This is a genomic window from Actinomadura rugatobispora (genome assembly GCF_055379765.1).
In genome coordinates this window covers 5,448,189-5,465,729 of sequence record NZ_AP029191.1, presented here as the reverse complement: position 1 = coordinate 5,465,729, position 17,541 = coordinate 5,448,189, and the positions used below count along the sequence as shown (strand labels likewise).

Sequence of the window (17,541 nt, the reverse complement as noted above, 5' to 3'; positions counted from 1 at the left end):
AGAGAGGAAGGCACGGCCGCATGACCGCCAGGATCGCACCTATTCCCTAGTTAGTCAATCTGGATTGTTGGCTAGAAGATCGGTCCACCGGGTCCACTGACCTCCCCTTTTAGGTCATCCCTGACAAAGTCAGGACATGTCATGACTGCTCCGTTCGGGCCGGGCCGCGGTTGCTAACCTGGCCGCGTGCTGGTGGGGCGCGGCCGTGAGCTGGAGCGCATCGCGCTCGCGCTCGCGGACGTCCGCGCGGGGCGCGGCGGCGCGCTGGTGATCCGCGGCGAGGCGGGCATGGGCAAGACGAGCCTGCTGGACCACGCCGCCGCGGGCGGAGCCGGCGAGGGCGTGCGGGTCGTGCGCGGGATGGGGATCGAGTCCGAGACCGAGCTGCCGTTCGGCGGCCTGCACATGATGCTGCACCCGTTCGCCGACCGCTTCGGCACGCTGCCGGCGCAGCAGGCCGCCGCGCTGCGGTCGGCGTTCGGCCTGGCGGAGGCTCCGGTGCACGACCGGTTCCTGATCGGCGCCGCCACCCTCACGCTGCTGTCCGAGCTGGCCGGGGAGCGGCCGCTGCTGTGCCTGGTGGACGACGCGCAGTGGCTGGACCGGGCCTCGGCCGACGCGCTGTTCTTCGCCGCCCGCAGGCTCGGCGCCGCCGACCCCCTCGTGATGATCTTCGCGGTCCGGGACGGCGCGCGGCCGTTCCCCGTCCCGGGCATCGAGGCGCTCCCGCTCGGCGGCCTCGACCGTCCCGCCGCGGCCGAGCTGCTGGACGCGCACGACGCCGGGACGCGGCTGACCGTCCCGGCCCGCGAGCGGCTCCTGGACGAGGCGGGCGGCAACCCGCTGGCCCTCATCGAGCTGGCCGCCGTGCTCGCCGCCGAGGAGGCCGCCGGCCGGACCGACGCGGCCGGCCGGGTGGGGCCGCTGCGGGTCGGCGGCCGGGTCCAGGAGGCGTTCCGGCTGCAGCTCAAGGAGATGCCGCCGGCGACCCGGCTGCTGCTCCTGGTCGTGGCGGCCGACGGCACCGCCGATCTGGGCGTCGTGCTGCGCGCCGCGAGCGTGCTGGGGCTGGCGGCGGCCGACCTCGGACCGGCCGAGGAGGCCCGGCTGGTGGTGCTCGGCGCGTCCGGGGAGGAGGTGCGGTTCCGGCATCCGCTGATCCGCGCCGTCACCTACCAGGACGCCGCGCACCACCAGCGGATCGCCGTCCACGACGCGCTCGCCGCCACGCTGACCGGGCCCGCGCACGCCGACCGGCGGGCCTGGCACCTGGCCGCGGCGGCCGCCGGTCCCGACGAGGCGGTGGCGGCGGAGCTGGAGCGGGCCGCGCGGCGGGCCGGGCAACGGGGCGGGTCGGCCGCGGTCGCCGCCGCGTACGAGCGCGCCGCCCGGCTCAGCGTCGACCGGGAGGGCCGGGCCCGCCGGATCGCCAGCGCGGCGCGGGCCGCCTACGACGCCGGGCAGCCGGACCGGGCGACGCGGCTGGCCGCCGAGGCCGCGTCCCTCACCCGCGAGCCGGCCGTCGCGGCCGAGGCCCTCTATGTCCGCGCCCAGGTGGAGTACGAGCGGACCTCGCCGGCGGCGGACGCCGCGCTGGCGCTGGAGGGCGCCGAGCTGATCGCCTCGTCCGACCCGGAACGGGCGGTGTCGATGCTGACCGAGGCGATGTGGTGCGCCCGGGACGCGTGCGCGCGCGACCTCCTGGGACGCGGCGTCGACCGGCTCGCGTCGGTGGTGCTGCCGCCCGGCTCGGCCCTCGTCCCGGTCGTGGATGGGCTGGTCGCCTACGGGCGGTTCGCCGAGGGCGCGGCGGGCGAGGTGGTCCCGCCGATGCGGGCGCTGGTGGAGGCCGCGCGCGCCGGGACCGTGGACGACCTGGTGCAACGGCTGATCGCCGTGTTGATGGGGCTGCTGGTGGCCGACGACGAGGCCGCGGCGGAGGTGCTGGAGGCGGCGGCCGCCGACGCGCGGGCGGAGGGGGCGCTCGGCTGGCTCCCGTACGCGCTGGAGCCGCTGGCGATCGCGCGGCTGCTGCGCGGCGACTTCCGCGGGGCGGAGGCGGCGCTGGCCGAGGGCGTGTCGCTGGCCACCGACATCGGCATGGACATGCAGGTCACCGTGCTGAAGGGCATCGCGGCCCGGCTGGAGGCGGTGACCGGGGACGCGTGCCGGTGCCGGTCCCTGGCGGGCGAGGTCCTGGAGCACGCCGATCTCCACCCGGTCAACGCCGCGCTCGCGTCCTGGGGCCTGGGCCTGCTCGATCTCGCCGAGGGGCGGGCGGAGGCGGCGCTGGAACGCCTGGGGGCGGTGTGCTCGGGTCCGGCCCGGCACGATCTGCTGGTCCGGGCCGTCCCGGACCAGGTGGAGGCCGCGGTACGGGCGGCGGGCCGGGCGAGCGACCGGGCCCGGACGTACCTGCCCGCGTTCCTGGAGTGGGCGGGCCACGCGGACGGGCCGACCGCCGCCGCCCTGGCGCTGCGCTGCCGCGCCCTGCTCGCCGAGGGCGACGAGCCCGGCGGGCACTACCGCGCCGCGCTGGAACTCCATGAGCAGGCCGGCGGCGACCGCGGGTGCGACGCGGCCCGCACCGGCCTGCTGTACGGGGAGTGGCTGCGGCGGCGGCGGCGCAGGACGGAGGCGCGCGAGCAGCTGACCCGGGCGCGGGACACGTTCGCCCGTCTCGGCGCCGAGCGGTGGGCCGAGCGGGCCGGGGCCGAGCTTGAGGTGCTCGGCGACCGCCCGGTCGCACGGGCGCAGGACGCGGACCTCCTCAAGCGCCTCACCCCGCAGGAGCTCCAGGTCGTCCGGCTCGCCGCGGCCGGTTACAGCAACCGCGAGATCGGCGCGCAGCTCTACCTCAGTCCGCGCACGGTCGGCCACCACCTCTACAAGGCGTTCCCGAAGATCGGTGTCACGCGGCGCATGGAGCTGGGCCGGTTGCGGCTGTGACCGCCGTATCGGTCATCCGTGCGCGCCCCCGCCCGCCGACCTGCGCGGATTCCCCGCGAAACCGCCTCTGACCTGTGCTTTTCCTGGACCCGTCGGTCGTCCGATGCGGGCCCGTCCAGGCCGCGCGTAGCGTCGTGCCAACGACGACGAACGGAGATCGACATGCTTCTGGAGAACAAGACCGCGGTGATCTACGGCGGCGGAGGCGGCATCGGCGGCGCGATGGCACGGGCCTTCGCCGCCGAGGGGGCGCGGGTCTTCCTGGCCGGGCGCACGGCCGAGAAGCTCGACGCCGTCGCCGCCGACATCCGGGACGCGGGCGGGCTGGCCGAGACCGCCGTCGTGGACGCCCTGGACGAGTCCGCCGTCAACACCTGGGTCGACTCGATCGCGGGGATCGCCGGCAGCATCGACATCTCGGTCAATCTGATCTCCCAGGACGCCCTCTTCACGCCGATGATCGAGATGCCGGTCGCCGAGTTCGGCCGGGCGATGGAGAAGGTCGCCCGCTCGTTCCTGCTGACGACGCAGGCCGCGGCCCGGCACATGGTCAAGCAGGGCTCCGGGGTGATCCTGCACTTCGGCGGCTCCGACGCCACCAACTCCGCGCCGGGGATGGGCACCGTCCAGATCGGCTGCGACATGGTCGAGGCGATGCGGCGGCAGTGGGCGTGCGAGCTGGGGCCGCACCAGGTCCGGGTGCTGTCGATGCGCACCGGCGGGATCCCGGACCCCGCCATGCCGGACGAGATCAAGCAGCAGATGGTGGACCACACTCTGCTCAAGCGCACCGCGACGCTGCAGGACGTCGGCGACGTCGCGGTCTTCCTGGCCTCCGACAAGTCCCGGAGCCTGACCTCCACCCAGGTCAACATCTCCTGCGGCGCCCTCGTCGACTGACCCTCCAGCGTTCCTTGCCGCGCACGCCCGCTGCCGGAAGCGTGCGGGGCCCGGCCGCGGATCGTCGCGGCCGGGCCCCGGGCACTCGGACGGTCAGGCCACGTCGTCGTCGGTCACGGTCAGCCGGGCGAAACCGCTGCCGATCAGGGCGCCCTCCGGAGACGAGGCCACGATCTGGTACGACTGCGCGGCCGGCGCCACCGTCGTGTTCCCCTGCAACGGGACCGTGAACGTCGCGGACGACGCCCCGGCCGGGACGACCACCTCGGCGGCGACCTGCCCGATCACCGGCGCGGCCCCGGACGCGATCGACTGGAGGTGGACGGTCACCGCCTCCTTGGCGCGGCGCGACAGCCGCACCGTCACCGCGGCCGTGCCGGGCCCGTCGCCCTCGGCGACGGTGCGGCTCTCCACCGAGACGTGCGGCAGCTCCGCCAGGTCCGCGCGTCCCGCCTCGGCGTCGGAGAAGGCCAGGTCGGCCAGGTAGACGGCGCCCGGCCCGCCCGCGCCGGAGATCCGGACGTCCCGTACCGAGCGCAGGTTCACGCCGGTCAGGGACGACGTCGGGATCCGCACCGTGCGCAGCCAGGTCTTCGGCAGCGGCGAGGCCGTGCCCGGGAAGCGGGTGAGCGCGTCGCCGACCTCCGACACCCGGACCGTCTGGGACCCGCCCTTGGTGTCGGTCACGGTGACGGCCAGGTCGGCGGACGGGGCGGTCTCGTCCAGGGCGGTGCGGAAGGTCAGCGCGTCGTAGCGGCCCAGGTTCTTGGACCCGGCCGGGACGGTGGCCCTGACCTGGCCGGTCTCGTCCGTCCAGGAGAAGCGCAGCACCGGGGTCGAGGGGACGTTGGGCGCGTAGGTGGCCGGGGTCCACGACGGGGCCTGCGAGGTGGTGAGGGTGGTGGCGCACGACGGGAGCCCGCTCTGCGGTGAACGGTCCAGCATGCCCGCGCAGACGGCCCCGGTCGCCGCGCCCTCGATCCGGACGGACGGGGGCAGCGAGGTGAAGGTGGCCACGTCGACCCGGTCGCGGACGGGCGACTGGGCGACGGCGTGCACGACGGTGCGGCCCGCCGAGGCGGCCGTTCCGCCGCTCCCGTCGAACAGCGGCAGCAGCTTGCTCTCCCCGCCCTGGACGAGCCGGAAGAACCCGGCGATGTACGCGGTTCCGGTGGCGTACTGCTCGGCGGCGCTCAGCCGGGACGGCGCCGTGTTCCCGCACACCGGGTCGGCGTTGTTGAACCAGTCGTCATTGGCGGGCGCGTGGGCGACGCCCGGGGTCCACTCGGTGTTGAAGAAGTTGTGGTTGACGCCCATCATCATCAGCGACGACCTGAACGCGGTGTCCTTGGCGTCGGCGTAGCGGGTGTCGTCGTAGAAGTGCTGGCCCTGCTGGTTGGAGACGTCGCCGTCGCAGTACGGCAGGATCACCGCCATCGGCGTGTTGGGCAGCGTTGCGCGGGCGAAGTCGGTGGGTGCGAGCGGCAGCACCGCCCGGATCCCGTAGGGGCGGTCGCGGCCGTCGTTCATCAGCGCGGCCTTGACCACGCCCTCGCCGCCGCGCGAGTGGCCCATCAGGCCGATGTCGTCCATGTCGATGCGGTTCTTGAGCGCGACGGGCAGCGGGCCCTGGCCGCGCGCGGCGGCGGCGAGGAGGTCGAGGTGGCGCATCACGACCTCGCCGCGGGCGAGGGCGCCGCGGTCCTCGCTGTAGGGGTTGTCGGCGGCGTTCACGCCGTTGGCGCTGACGGACACGACCGCGTAGCCGTGGCTGGCCAGCGCCTCGGCGGGCCCGTCGTACCCCTTGAAGCTGTCGATGGGCTGCTGCCCGGTGGGGCAGGGCCACTGGGAGTTGGACGTGGTCCAGGTGGTGGGGTTGAAGCAGGCGGAGTGGCGCCCGTGCAGGAACAGGACGAGCGGCCGCTTCCCCGAGGTCTTCGGCAGGTACGCCTCGGCGCGGATCTCCGCCTTGCGCCCGCCGAGCCCGGCGAGCTCGATGGCGGTGTCGCCGAGGTCGTAGGTGGTGCGCTCGATCTCGTAGGGGCCGCGCGTCCCCGGGTCTACTGGAACGTTCCGGCCGGTGGGCGGCTGCGGCGCCGGGACGGCCTTGGCCGCCGACCTCGGGGTCGTGCCGGGGACCTCGCCGTTCCAGGCCACCTGGACGGACCGCGGCGCGGCGGCGCGCGGGTCGCCGGTGGTGAGGGTGAGCGTCCTGCCGTCCGCGGACTCCTGCGCGGGGCCGAGCGACCTGCCGTCCACGGCCAGTTCGGGGACGGCGTCGCGGACCGGGAGCGGGTCGTCCAGCCGCAGGGTGATGCGGTGGCCGCCGCCCGCGACCTGCTCGACCGTCCAGTCCGGAGCCTGTGCCGGGGCGGCGTGCGCCGCCGGACCGGTGGCCAAGAGCGTGGATATGACCGCCAAGGCCGCGATTCCCGAGGTTCGGCCGCGGATGCCCCGTCCCATGTCGCCTCCGAGCGCCTGCCCAGAAGTCCGGATACGTGTAGTACGTCCTGGACCTGGGCTTTTGTATGATTACGCCGGGAATCACACCGCGCCCACCGGCCCCACGGGTTACGCGCCTGTTGCACGCCTGTAAACGATCAGCAGGGCCGCGGCCGTTCGAGGCCGGCCATCGAGAGAAGCGCCGCGCCAGGTCACACCCCGTGCGGGGACGTATCCTCCGTGACGGGCCGCGGCCATGACGGGACGGCACGGCGCCGCCCGGAACCGGCCGCCTTCCGCCCCGAACCGGCCGCGCTCGCACGGGCCGGACGTCCCCCGCCGCCGAGGAGGCACCGCATGACCGCCCTGACCATCACCGACGCCCTGATCTTCGACGGCTGGTCGGCGGAACTGCGGGAGGGGTCGCTGCACGTCCACGACGGCGTGATCACCGAGATCGGCGACCGGGTGACCCGGGCGGAGCGGGTCATCGAGGCGCGCGGCCGCACCGTCCTGCCCGGACTGATCGACGCGCACTTCCACGCCTACGGCATCTCGCTGAACAGCCTGGAGTTCGACGGCGCCCCGCTCAGCTACCTCGCGCTGGCCGGGGCGCGGCGGCTGGGCCGGGCGCTGCGCCGCGGCTTCACCACCGTCCGGGACGTGGCGGGCGGCGACCCCGGGCTCGCCAAGGCCATCGCCACCGGGCTGATCGCCGCGCCGCGCTACCTGTACACCGGCCCGGCCCTCAGCCAGACCGGCGGGCACGGCGACGGCCGCCCCGCCGACCTGGAGATCTGCCTGTGCGCGCAGCACATGAACGAGGTCGTGGACGGGGTGGACCCGCTGCGCGTCGCGGTGCGGGAACGGTTCCGCCGCGGCGCCCACGCCATCAAGATCATGACCTCCGGCGGCGTGGTGTCGCCGACCGACCCGATCCGGCAGCCGCAGTACTCGCCCGAGGAGATCCAGGCGGTGACCGGCGAGGCCGCCCGCCGCGGCGGCTACGTGGCCGCGCACTCCTACTCGCCCGAGTCGATCCGGCACTCGCTGGTCAACGGGGTGCGCTCCATCGAGCACGGCAACCTGCTGGACGAGCCCACCGCCGAGCTGATGGCCCAGTACAACGCCTACCTCGTGCCGACCCTGGCCACCTACGACGCGATGAACCGGCGCGCGGACGAGGTGGGCCTGTCGGCCGTCGGCCGCGGCAAGAACCAGGAGGTCCTGCACGCGGGGCAGCACGCCGTCGAGCTCGCCCACCGGGCCGGCGTCCCGGTCGGCTTCGGCACCGACCTCATGGGCGACCTGGAGGACGACCAGCTCAGCGGGCTGCGCCTGCAGACCGAGGCCGCCGGGGCACTGGCCTGCCTGCGCTCGGCGACCTCGGTGAACGCCAGCCTCATCAACCGCGCCGACCTGGGCCGGATCGAGATCGGCGCCCGCGCCGACCTGCTGATCGTCCCCGGGAACCCGCTGGAGACGCCCGAGGTGCTGTGGGACGTGGACGGCCCGCGCCAGGTCGTCCAGTCAGGCGTCCCCGTAGAGCAGAACGCCTGACCCGCCGCCGGAGCGCGGAGCGCGGTCAGCAGGTGGAGTGGAAGACGCCGCCGACCGCGTCGCCGTCGCGCGCCAGCCGGTTGTAGAGCTCGACGGCCGCGCCCGTCTCCTCCACGTGTACCGCGACGCCCGCCGCCTCCAGTGCGCGCAGCGCCTCGCCCGTGGTCTGGAGCCGCAGTTCCATGCCCCGGCTGAGCACGACGACCGTGCTGCCCTTGTCGATCAGTTCCCGCACGTCGGCGGCCTGGATGCCGGGGACGTGCCGGGTGCCGGTCTCGTCCCAGTCCCACGGCCGCCCGCCGCCCGGCCAGAGCTTGAAATCCTTGCCGGTGCCGAGGCCCTCGATTTCCATGCGCCCCCACGACAGATGCGTGATGACCGGCGACTTCACATCCTCGTCCATGTCCGTCCCCTCGGCCGCGGCACCCCGCGCGCCTTCCGAACGCGCGCCGCCACCCCATTTTCATGAGGTGCCATTGGCGAAAACAAGTTATGTTGACGTGGACGCCCACTCCGCGTCAATGGCCCGCGAACCCCCGGGCCGCCCCCTGGGCGTCGCATATCCGTGCATTTGCCCGCCCCTTCGAGCCCTCCCCGCCCCACCATGACGGAACCGCGGCACCGCGCCATCTTCTGGGTCGACATCGCCGGCTCCAGCGCCCTGAGCCGTACCGACCTCGACCGCCACAACGCCCGCGCGGGCATGTACCGCGCGCTGCGCAGGGCGTTCCGGCGTGCCAGGCTGCCTTGGTACATCTATGGCAACCGTTTCGGCCGCCACCGGGAGGACCGCGGGGACGGGCTGTTCTGCCTCGTGCCGCCGTCCGTCCCGAAGAACCGGCTGGTGGCCGCTCTTCCCGCGCTGGAAAGCGCGCTGGAGGACTACAACCGCGACGCTCCGGAAGGCGCGGTGATCCGGTTGCGGGTGGCGCTGCACGCGGGCGAAGTGCACTTCGATCCCGAGGGTGTCAGCGGAAATGCGATGGATTACACCGCGCGGCTCCTGGACGCCCCGGAGTTCAAGACGAGTTTCGCCGGATCCGGCTCCTACCTGGGCGTCATCGCGTCGGACTGGTTCTATAAGAACGTCATCAACCAGAATCCGAAGCACCAATTCGGGCAATATAGCCTGACCGTGGTGACGGTGCGCGGCGCGGGGGCGCCCGAGGCGTACGTGCGGCTGTTCCCCCGGTCGGCGCCGCCCGCCGAGGGGCCCTGGCGGCTCCCGGTGCCGCCCCGTCCGGTCCGGGCCGCGGTGGCGCTGGCGGTGCTGGCCGTGCCGCTGACGGCGGCGCCTGGCGAGGCCCCGGTGGCGGCCTGCGCCGCGCCGCCCGTGCAGGTCAAGGTGCGGGTCTCCACCGAGAAGGAGGCGATCGTCCGGGGGCTGGCGCTGGAGTTCGAGCGCGACACGCGCGGTCCGGACGGCTGCCGCCGGGCCGATGTGAACGTGGTGTCCGCCTCGTACCCGGGCGGCGCCCGGGAGGCGCTCCACCAGGGCTGGCTGACCCGCGACCCGAAGGAGGTCCTGGACGAGGCGGACGTGTGGCTGCCCGACTCCTCGCTCGAGGTGGAGCAGGTCCGGGAGGCGCTGCGCCGGAACCGGATCGGCACCGTGCGCCTGGAGGCCAGGGAGCCGGTCGCCACGTCCCGGCTCGTGCTGGCCGTCCCGGCCGCGATGGCCGACGACCTCGGCCTCTCCGGGCACACCGTCGCCTGGGACGACGTGCTCGGCTGGCCCGGCCGGGGTTACTCCTTCGGCCGTGCGAGCCCGCGCGCGTCCAGCGTCGGCCTGGTCGCCACGGTGGCGCTGTACCAGGCCGCGCTCGGCACGTCCATCCTCAACGAGAGCGCGCTGACCAGGGGGGACGCGGCGAGCCGCCTGCACACCGTCGAGCAGGCGATCGCGCGGGAGGACGACGATCCGGGCAAGCTGCTGTGCGCGATGCGCGAGTCGCCGCCGGACGGCGAGCTGCGCCGCACCGCGCTGCTGGTGTCGGAGAAGTCGCTCATCGACTACCGCGGGAACGCGCCACTGGGCAGTGGCGGCTGCGGCCCCGGCGGGCCGTCGGCGCAACCGGAGCTGCGGCCGTTCTACGCCGGGAACGGCATGCCGCTGTTCGACCACCCGTTCGTCACGATCACGCGGGCGCAGCCGCCCGCCGCGGCCCGGCAGCGGGTCATCGACGCCTTCCACCGGCGGCTGCGGCAGCCCGACGCGCAGGCGCGGCTGAAGGACGCCGGCTACCGCGACGCCTCGGGCACCACCACGGCGCGGCAGGACGCGATCCCGTCGCTGCTGCCCGGCCTCGACCTCACGGAGAAGGTGCACGACGAGCCGCTCCTGGACGCGTGGAACAAGGCGCGCAAGTCCGCGCGGGTGCTGTTCGCGGTGGACGTGTCGCGCTCGATGGCGGCGCCGTTCCCGCACATCGGGGGCGACCGGGTGTCCGCGGCGGCCGACGCGATCGGGCTGGCCCGGCCGCTGATGGGCGTCCGCGACCAGATCGGCCTGTGGGAGTTCGCCGACGGGATCGGCGACGGCGACGGCGACCACCGCTCGCTGGTCGCGGTGGGGCCGCCGGATCCGGAGCGGATCGAGCACCTCACCGGCCGGCTGGGGGACCTGGCCTCGACCGGGCGCGCCCCCGGCCTGCTGCCCGCCGTCCGCGCCGCGGTGCGGGAGATGCGGAAGGACGACGCCGACCCGGACGAGACGACCCGCGCGGTGATCATGCTGGCGCACGGTGCCGGCTCCGGCCCCGGTGCCGCCGAGGCCGCCGCGCTCGCCGAGGAGCTCTCCTCCGGCGACCCGGTCCGGGTGTACGTGGTCGCGTTCCACCCGGAGAGCTGCGCGGCGGGGCTGGACCGGGTCACGCAGGCCGCGGGCGGCGCCTGCTACGAGATCGACGGAATGACCGCGATGCGGCGGGCCCTGGACGGCATCGCCGCCGGCCTGTGGGGCACCCCGCCCTGACCGAGGAGGCGCCGGCTGTGAAGATCCTCGAACCCGACCCCGCGGGGCGCTCGCGTGCCGCGGTGGTGGCGTTGCTGACCGTGGCCGCGCTCGGCGCGTGCACGATGGGCGACGAACCCGACCTGGACGGCACGGGCCCGATCGTGTTCGCCGACGGCCGCGACAGCAGCCGCGGCGCCCAGATCAAGCGGCTGGTCGCCCAGTGGAACCAGGCCCATCCCCGGGAGCACGTCGAGATGGTGGAGCTCGCCGAGCGGTCCGACGAGCACCGCGCCCAACTGGTCACCCGCGCCCAGGACGCCGCGGCGGTGCGGGCGACGGCGAGCGGGCGCGGCCAGGACGGCGGCGAGACGGAGACCGATCCGTCCTGCTACGACGTGGTGGCGCTCGATGTCACCTGGACGGCCGAGTTCGCCCGCTGGAACTACATCGTCCCGTTGGACGAGAACGCCATCGACCGCAGGGCGTTCCTGAGCGAGCCCCTGGGCAGCGCGCGCCACGGGGGCAAGCTGTGGGGCGTCCCGCTGCGCACCGACGTCGGCCTCCTCTACTACCGCAAGGACGTGCTCGACGCCGAGGGCCTGGCACCGCCCACGACCTGGGAGGAGCTCCGGCGGCAGGCCAGGACGGTCGCGCCCCGGCACAAGCTCCAGGGGTTCATCACCCAGCTCGACCGGTACGAGGGGTTCACGGTCAACACCCTGGAGTCGGTCTGGGACACCGGCGGCACGGTGATCGGGGCCGACGGCGAGATGCACGCCAGGCCGGAGGTCATCGGGAAGGGGTTCGGCCGGCTGGTCCAGGGCGTCCAGGAGGGGTGGATCCCGCGTGACGCGCTGAGCTTCAACGAGGAGGGCGCCCGCAGCGCGTTCCAGGACGGCCGCGCCCTGTTCATGCGGAACTGGACGTACGCCCACGAGCTTCTGAACGCGGGCGACTCCCCGGTCGCGGGCAAGGTCGGGGTGGCCCGGCTGCCGACGCCGTCCGCGCTCGGAGGCTGGAACCTCGCGCTCTCGCAGTGCTCCGGGCGGCGGGCCACGGCGCTGCGGTTCATGCGCTATCTGTCCAGCGAGGCGAGCGAGCGGAGGCTCTTCGCGGGAGCCGGATTCGCGCCCGCCCGCAAGGCGCTGTACGAGGACCCCGCGGTGCGGCGGTCCCACCTGCCGATCATCCGGGCGAGCGTCGAGGGCGCGCGCAACCGCGGGGCCAGCCCGTACTACAACCAGATCTCCAGCCTCTTCCAGGCGCGCCTGCACGACGTGCTGCTGCGCCCCTCCGGCCTCCGGGACGGCCTCGGCGGCCTCACCACCGACCTCTACCGGGCCGCCGACGGCCGCTGACCCCCATCACTTGAACATCGTTTAGGATAATCAAACAGTGTTCAAGGAGAGGGGACGGCCATGACCGAGGTCCACGTTCACGTCACCACCTGGGACGACACCGCCGCCGGACACGGGCGCGCCGTCCCGCCGGCGCTGTTCGTGCACGGCGTCCTGAGCTGGGGCACCGACGACCGGTACGGCTTCGGCGCGCAGCGCCCGCTGGCCGGGAACCGGCGGCTGCTCATGATGGACCGGCGCGGCTTCGGCGCCAGCCCCGGCACCGCCACCGGACGCAGCGACTACGAGGCCGACGCCGACGACATCACCGGCCTCCTGGAGCGGCACGGCGGCGCCCACCTGGTCGGCCACTCCTACGGGGGCGTGGCCGCGATGCTCGCCGCCGCGCGCCGCCCCGGCCTGGTCCGCTCGCTGGCGCTGATCCAGCCCGGCGCGATGCGCCCGGCCGAACGCCACCCGGTCGTCGCGGAGATGCTCGAACGCGCCCGCGCCGCCCGCGCCGCCGGGGACGCGGACGGCGCCCCGCCCGGCATGGCGCCGGAGGAGTTCGTCCGCGCGTCCACCGAGGGCCTCGGGCTCCCGATGCCGGAGATGACCCCCGAACGGCTCCGCGCCGCCCGCACCTCCATGCGCGAGCGCCCCTGCTGGGACGCCGACGTCCCGCTGGAGCCGCTCGCCACCGCCCCGTGGCCCACACTGATCATCACCGGGACCTGGGAGGACGCCCCGGAGCTCTACCGCAGGTACGCGGGCGAGCCGCTGATGGCCGCGGCCGGGGTCATCGCGGAGGAGATCGGCGCCGAGCACCTGCGCGTCCCCGGCTTCTACCCGCAGGTCGACCAGCCCGCCCTGGTCAACGAGGCCCTCAGCGCCCTGTGGGCCGAGGCCGACCGGCCTAGGAGCCGGACGCCTTCTCCGGTTCGACCGTGATGGACTCGAACGGCTGCGGCCAGGGCACGCCCAGGGCCGTCCACCAGGTCAGATAGGGAACGCCCAGCACGCACGGCTGAGCGCCTCCCTCGCTCCAGGTCGCCGACACCCTGTCGAGGGCGGACGGCTCCACGCCGAACAGCGCGGCCGCGGCCCGGCGGCTCTCCGGCGTGTCGTCCTCCGGGAGGCCGCCGCCCTCCTCGTCGATCGAGGCGGTGTGCACGGCCGCGCCGTCCGGGCCGAGGACCTCGTTGGTCACGCCGTGCTCGTCGAAGTCGGAGGCCGCGATCGCCCGCGCGCCCCACTCGGGCAGCAGCTTCTCCACCGCCGACGACAGCGTCACGCCGAAGTCGGCGAAGACGAAGACCCTGGCCCCCTCGACGACGACGTCGAGCGCCGCATCGTGGGCCGCCGCGAGCGCGCGGACGAACTCACCGGGATCCCGCCCGTCCTTCAGGTCGACGACGGCCCATCCGCTGAACGATGACATGGCGCGACCGTACCAACGCCCTCCGACAATGCGCCTAGAGCGCCCGGCGTAGCACCTCGGCCAGGTGCAGGGCCCTGTCGCCGGTGCCCTGGGCGATCTGCGTGCGGCAGGAGAAGCCGTCGGCCAGGATCAGGTCGTCGTCGTCCGCCTCGCGCACCTTCGGGTACAGCTCCCGTTCCGCGCACGCCTGGGAGACGTCCCAGTGGCCCGGCTCGAACCCGAAGTTCCCGGCCAGGCCGCAGCAGCCCGCCCCGATGACGTCCGGGTCGATGCCGAGGCGCTCCAGGACGGCGCGATCCGGGCCGTAGGAGCCCTTCGCCTCCTGGTGGCAGTGCACCTGCGCGACCGCGTCGGCGTCCAGCCGCCGGAACGGCCACTCGCCCTCGTGGGAGGCGACCAGTTCGGCCAGCGTCACGGTGCGGGCGGCCAGTCGCTTCGCACGCGGATCGTCGGGAAGCAGCTCGGTCGCCTCGTCCCGCAGCATCACCGTGCAGGACGGCTCCAGCCCGACCACGGGAAGTCCGGCTTCGAGCGCGGGCTCCAGGATGTCGAGGGTCTGCCGCAGGACGCGCTGCGTCACGCGCAGTTGCCCGGTCGAATGCCAGGTCAGCCCGCAGCACACCCGCCCCGGAGGCATCAGCACCTCGTACCCGAGCGCCTCCAGCACCTCCACCGCGGCCTTGCCGACCTCGGGCTGGTGGAAGTTGGTGAAGGTGTCCGGCCACAACACGACCTTGCCCTGACGCGCGGCGGAGGCGTCGCGTCCGCTGCGCCTCTTGCGGAACCAGTCCTTCAAGGGCTCCTCGGCGAACCGGATCATGTCGCGGCGCGGCTCCACGCCCGCCATGCGCTTCGCGGCGGCGGCCACGGGACGCAGGCGCAGCGCCGCGTTCGCCGAACGCGCCAGGCCCGGAGCCCCCGTCACCAGACGCGACCACAGGGGCAGCCAGCCCATCGAGTAGTGCGCCAGGGGACGCACGCGTCCGGCGTAGTGGCGGTGCAGGAACTCGGCCTTGTACGTGGCCATGTCCACGTTCACCGGGCAGTCGCTGGCACATGCCTTGCACGACAGGCACAGGTCCAGGGCGTCCCTTACCTCGGTGGAACGCCAGCCGTCCTGCAACGACTCACCGCGCAGCATCTCGGCCAGAGCACGGGCCCTGCCGCGCGTCGAATGCACCTCGTCCCGGGTCACCTTGAACGACGGGCACATCGACCCTGTATCGAGGTTGCGGCACGCCCCCACGCCCACGCAACGGTGGACCGCGGCAGCGAACGACCCGTTGTCCCGGCTGAGAGCGTGCACCGGAGTGACGGAAAGGGTGTCGCGTCCAGGACCGGGCCTGAGATCGGCGTCCATCGGGACCGGATCGACGATGACACCGGGGTTGAGCATGCGCGACGGGTCGAAGATGGCCTTGAAAGCCCTGAACGCGTCCAGAAGCTCCGCCGAGTACATGTAGCGCAGCAGCTCCGAACGGGCCCGGCCGTCCCCGTGCTCGCCCGAGACCGTTCCACCGTGAGAGACGACCAGTTCCGTGGCCGCCTTCATGAACTCCCGGAACCCGGCCACACCACGCGGGTCGCCCAGGCCGAAGTCCAGGCGCAGGTGCAGGCAGCCCTCACCGAAGTGGCCGTAGGGGACCCCTCTCAGGCCGTGGTCGCGCATCAGCGCGTACAGGCCGCGCAGGTACTCGGCGAGACGCTCCGGCGGTACGGCCGAGTCCTCCCACCCGGGCCACGCCTCCCCACCCTCGGGCAGCCGCGTGACGATCCCCGACCCGGCCTCACGGATCCACCACAGCGCCCTCATCCGCGCGGGCTCGTCCACGACCACGGCCGTCGCGCCGGGGAAACGCCCCCGCACCGCCTCGACGAGCCCGTGCGCCGCCTCCTGCGCCTCGTCGGCCGAGTCGCCGCCGACCTCGCAGTACAGCCAACCCCCGCCCGGCGGCAGGTCCGCCCCGGCATCGGCGCGGCCCGGCTGCGCCCGCAGCGCGGTGAGCAGGTCGGCCGCCATGCCCTCCACCGTCAGGGCACCGGCACGCGCCGCGAACGGGGCCAGCTCCGCGGCGGTGAAGACGTCCGGGAACCCGATCACCGCGAGCGCGCGCACCTTCGGCACCGGCACGAGCCGTACCGTCGCCCGCGTGACCAGCCCGCACGTCCCCTCGCTGCCGACCAGCGCCTTGGCCACGTCGAACCCGTTCTCGGGCAGCAGGTGATGCAGCCCGTAACCGGCGACCTGGCGGCTGAACCGCCCCAGCTCCGTGCGCAGCGACCCCAGATGCGCGTCCCGCAGCCGGGTCAGCTCGGCGTCGACGCGGGCGTCCCCGCTGCCGCCGCGGCCCGCCGACAGCTCGCGGCCGTCCGGCAGCAGCATCTCCAGAGCCGTCACGTTGGCCGCGGTGATCCCCCAGGCCACGCTGTGCGAACCGCAGGCGTTGTTGCCGATCATGCCGCCGAGCGTGCAGCGCGAATGGCTGGAGGGGTCCGGGCCGAACGTCAGCCCGTACCGGCCCGCCGCCGCGCGAAGATCGTCCAGGACCACCCCGGGCTCGACCACGGCCGTGCGGGACTCGGGGTCGATGGACAGGATCCGGTTGAAGCGCCGCGAGGTGTCGATCACGATCCCCGGCCCGACCGCGTTCCCGGCGATCGACGTGCCGCCGCCGCGGGCGGTGATCGGCAGGCCCTCGGCGGCGGCCAGCTCCAGGATCCGGGCGAGATCGTCCGCCGAGCGCGCCTCGGCCACCGCCACCGGCACCTGCCGGTAGACGGAGGCGTCCGAGGAGTAGGCGGTACGGGTCATCAGGTCGGTGCGGAACACCCCGGGCAGCGCGGCCGACAGCCGTCTCCCGGTCGCGTCCGGATCACCCGCGCCCACTCCGATCGGCCGGCCTTCTCCCACGACGGTCGCCCTCCCACCAGGTCGTTCCCGCTCTCGGTTACGACCAGGCTAGAGCCACCCGCCACCACCCCGTCCCGCAACCGCCCCCGACGACCCCGCAACCGCCCTTGACCACCCCATCGAACCCGCTCGCAACCGACGCACCCCGCGACCCCCGCTGCTCAGAGCGTCCGGCTCGCGGACGTCACAGTGACCTGCGCGGCCCAGACTCACGGCTCGGGGCGTTCAGGCGATCCGCATCGTGCGGGTCTGGTGAGCACGTCGCCCAAGGGCGATTTAGAACGGCTTCCGGGGCGTCGGCCCATCCCCGTTCTGTTGAAAGGGGGCGGGCATTTCCGCGGACGAGTAGGGCGGCAGGTAGTTCCGCTTGGCGCGCCGGGGACGCGAATCCGTCTCGCACGCCCCAAGGGCGCGGCTACCAGAGTGGATGCCGGGCCGACACAGCCGCGGCAGGAAGAATCGAGGCGCACCGAGAGGGCCCGCGGCCCCTTTGCCGGGCGGCTTCGCACGGCGAAGGCGCGGGCATCACGATGCGCATTCCATTGCGCACCGAACGCCTCGAAGGAGACGTCCGGGTGCGACGAAAGCACGCAAACGACGGGCCCGGCCCCCTGCTCCTCCCGGCGGCGCGCCCACCGCCGGGATTCGCCCGGGGACCGGCCCGGAATGAACAGGGGAAAACCCGTCTGCTCCGGGCGCGAGAGCCCTGTGGTCATTCACGCATGACCTTGCGCCGCGCGTTGAGTCTGCAGACTCAACGGCACTCCAGTTCCCCGTTGGCGATCCGCCCCAGCAGTCCCCGCCACTGCGCGGAATCGAACTCGAGCGCCCCGGCCGCGGGAGCGTGCGAGTCCCGAACCAGCACCGATCGTCCGGTCGTCGCGACCTCGACGCACTCCGGCGAATCCTCGTTCTCTCCGCTCGCGCTGCTTTTGCGCCAGTTCAGCGCGCTCCCCCGAATCGACCGGTCAACCATCCAGCACCCTCCATCCGTTGCCGGCGGGGTCTGTCTCGCCGTCGATCGGGCAAGGACACCCGCCGGACC

The 17,541-nt window shown here is 74.0% G+C and carries 11 protein-coding genes; 6 read left to right on the top strand and 5 right to left on the bottom strand.

The features are described from left to right. Positions 1-186: 186 nt before the first annotated feature. On the top strand, positions 187-2,949 hold the full coding sequence (locus tag ACZ466_RS24295) for an ATP-binding protein (RefSeq protein ID WP_378284022.1): 2,763 nt from the start codon (positions 187-189) through the stop codon (positions 2,947-2,949). Between the two features lie 162 nt (positions 2,950-3,111). Further along, on the top strand, positions 3,112-3,849 hold the full coding sequence (locus tag ACZ466_RS24290) for an SDR family NAD(P)-dependent oxidoreductase (protein ID WP_378284021.1): 738 nt from the start codon (positions 3,112-3,114) through the stop codon (positions 3,847-3,849). A gap of 93 nt (positions 3,850-3,942) precedes the next feature. Here ACZ466_RS24290 and ACZ466_RS24285 read toward each other — a convergent pair whose 3' ends face one another. Then, positions 3,943-6,249 (bottom strand): alpha/beta hydrolase family protein, encoded by a 2,307-nt coding sequence (locus ACZ466_RS24285; protein ID WP_378284020.1) that lies wholly within the window; start codon positions 6,247-6,249, stop codon positions 3,943-3,945. 399 nt (positions 6,250-6,648) lie between these two features. On the opposite strand from ACZ466_RS24285, the gene ACZ466_RS24280 reads away from it, so the two are divergent. Further along, positions 6,649-7,851, top strand: coding sequence for a metal-dependent hydrolase family protein (locus ACZ466_RS24280; RefSeq protein WP_378284019.1), 1,203 nt, complete (start codon positions 6,649-6,651; stop codon positions 7,849-7,851). 25 nt (positions 7,852-7,876) lie between these two features. On the opposite strand, the gene ACZ466_RS24275 is transcribed toward ACZ466_RS24280, so the two are convergent. After that, complete coding sequence (locus ACZ466_RS24275) at positions 7,877-8,254, bottom strand: Mth938-like domain-containing protein (RefSeq protein ID WP_378284017.1); 378 nt, start codon at positions 8,252-8,254, stop codon at positions 7,877-7,879. Between the two features lie 735 nt (positions 8,255-8,989). Between ACZ466_RS24275 and ACZ466_RS24270 the strand changes: the two genes are divergently transcribed. The 3 genes from ACZ466_RS24270 to ACZ466_RS24260 are packed head-to-tail and all read left to right on the top strand — an operon-like array spanning position 8,990 to position 13,095. Further along, the gene (locus tag ACZ466_RS24270) at positions 8,990-10,825 is read left to right on the top strand and encodes a substrate-binding domain-containing protein (RefSeq protein WP_464043949.1); all 1,836 of its coding nucleotides are present in this window, start codon (positions 8,990-8,992) and stop codon (positions 10,823-10,825) included. A gap of 17 nt (positions 10,826-10,842) precedes the next feature. Beyond that, positions 10,843-12,165: an ABC transporter substrate-binding protein gene (locus ACZ466_RS24265; RefSeq protein ID WP_378284015.1), complete on the top strand. Its 1,323-nt coding sequence runs from the start codon at positions 10,843-10,845 to the stop codon at positions 12,163-12,165. 60 nt (positions 12,166-12,225) lie between these two features. Beyond that, positions 12,226-13,095: an alpha/beta fold hydrolase gene (locus ACZ466_RS24260; RefSeq protein ID WP_378284014.1), complete on the top strand. Its 870-nt coding sequence runs from the start codon at positions 12,226-12,228 to the stop codon at positions 13,093-13,095. Here the strand turns inward: ACZ466_RS24260 and ACZ466_RS24255 are convergent. The 3 genes from ACZ466_RS24255 to ACZ466_RS24245 all read right to left on the bottom strand — a co-directional run bounded on the left by ACZ466_RS24255 (position 13,061) and on the right by ACZ466_RS24245 (position 17,472). Then, positions 13,061-13,585 (bottom strand): hypothetical protein, encoded by a 525-nt coding sequence (locus ACZ466_RS24255; protein WP_378284013.1) that lies wholly within the window; start codon positions 13,583-13,585, stop codon positions 13,061-13,063. The two genes, ACZ466_RS24260 and ACZ466_RS24255, sit on opposite strands and share 35 nt — an antisense overlap. Positions 13,586-13,619: 34 nt before the next feature. Beyond that, positions 13,620-16,496 (bottom strand): FAD-binding and (Fe-S)-binding domain-containing protein, encoded by a 2,877-nt coding sequence (locus ACZ466_RS24250; protein WP_378284012.1) that lies wholly within the window; start codon positions 16,494-16,496, stop codon positions 13,620-13,622. Between the two features lie 754 nt (positions 16,497-17,250). Then, the gene (locus ACZ466_RS24245) at positions 17,251-17,472 is read right to left on the bottom strand and encodes a DUF397 domain-containing protein (RefSeq protein WP_378284011.1); all 222 of its coding nucleotides are present in this window, start codon (positions 17,470-17,472) and stop codon (positions 17,251-17,253) included. Between the last annotated feature and the right edge of the window lie 69 nt (positions 17,473-17,541).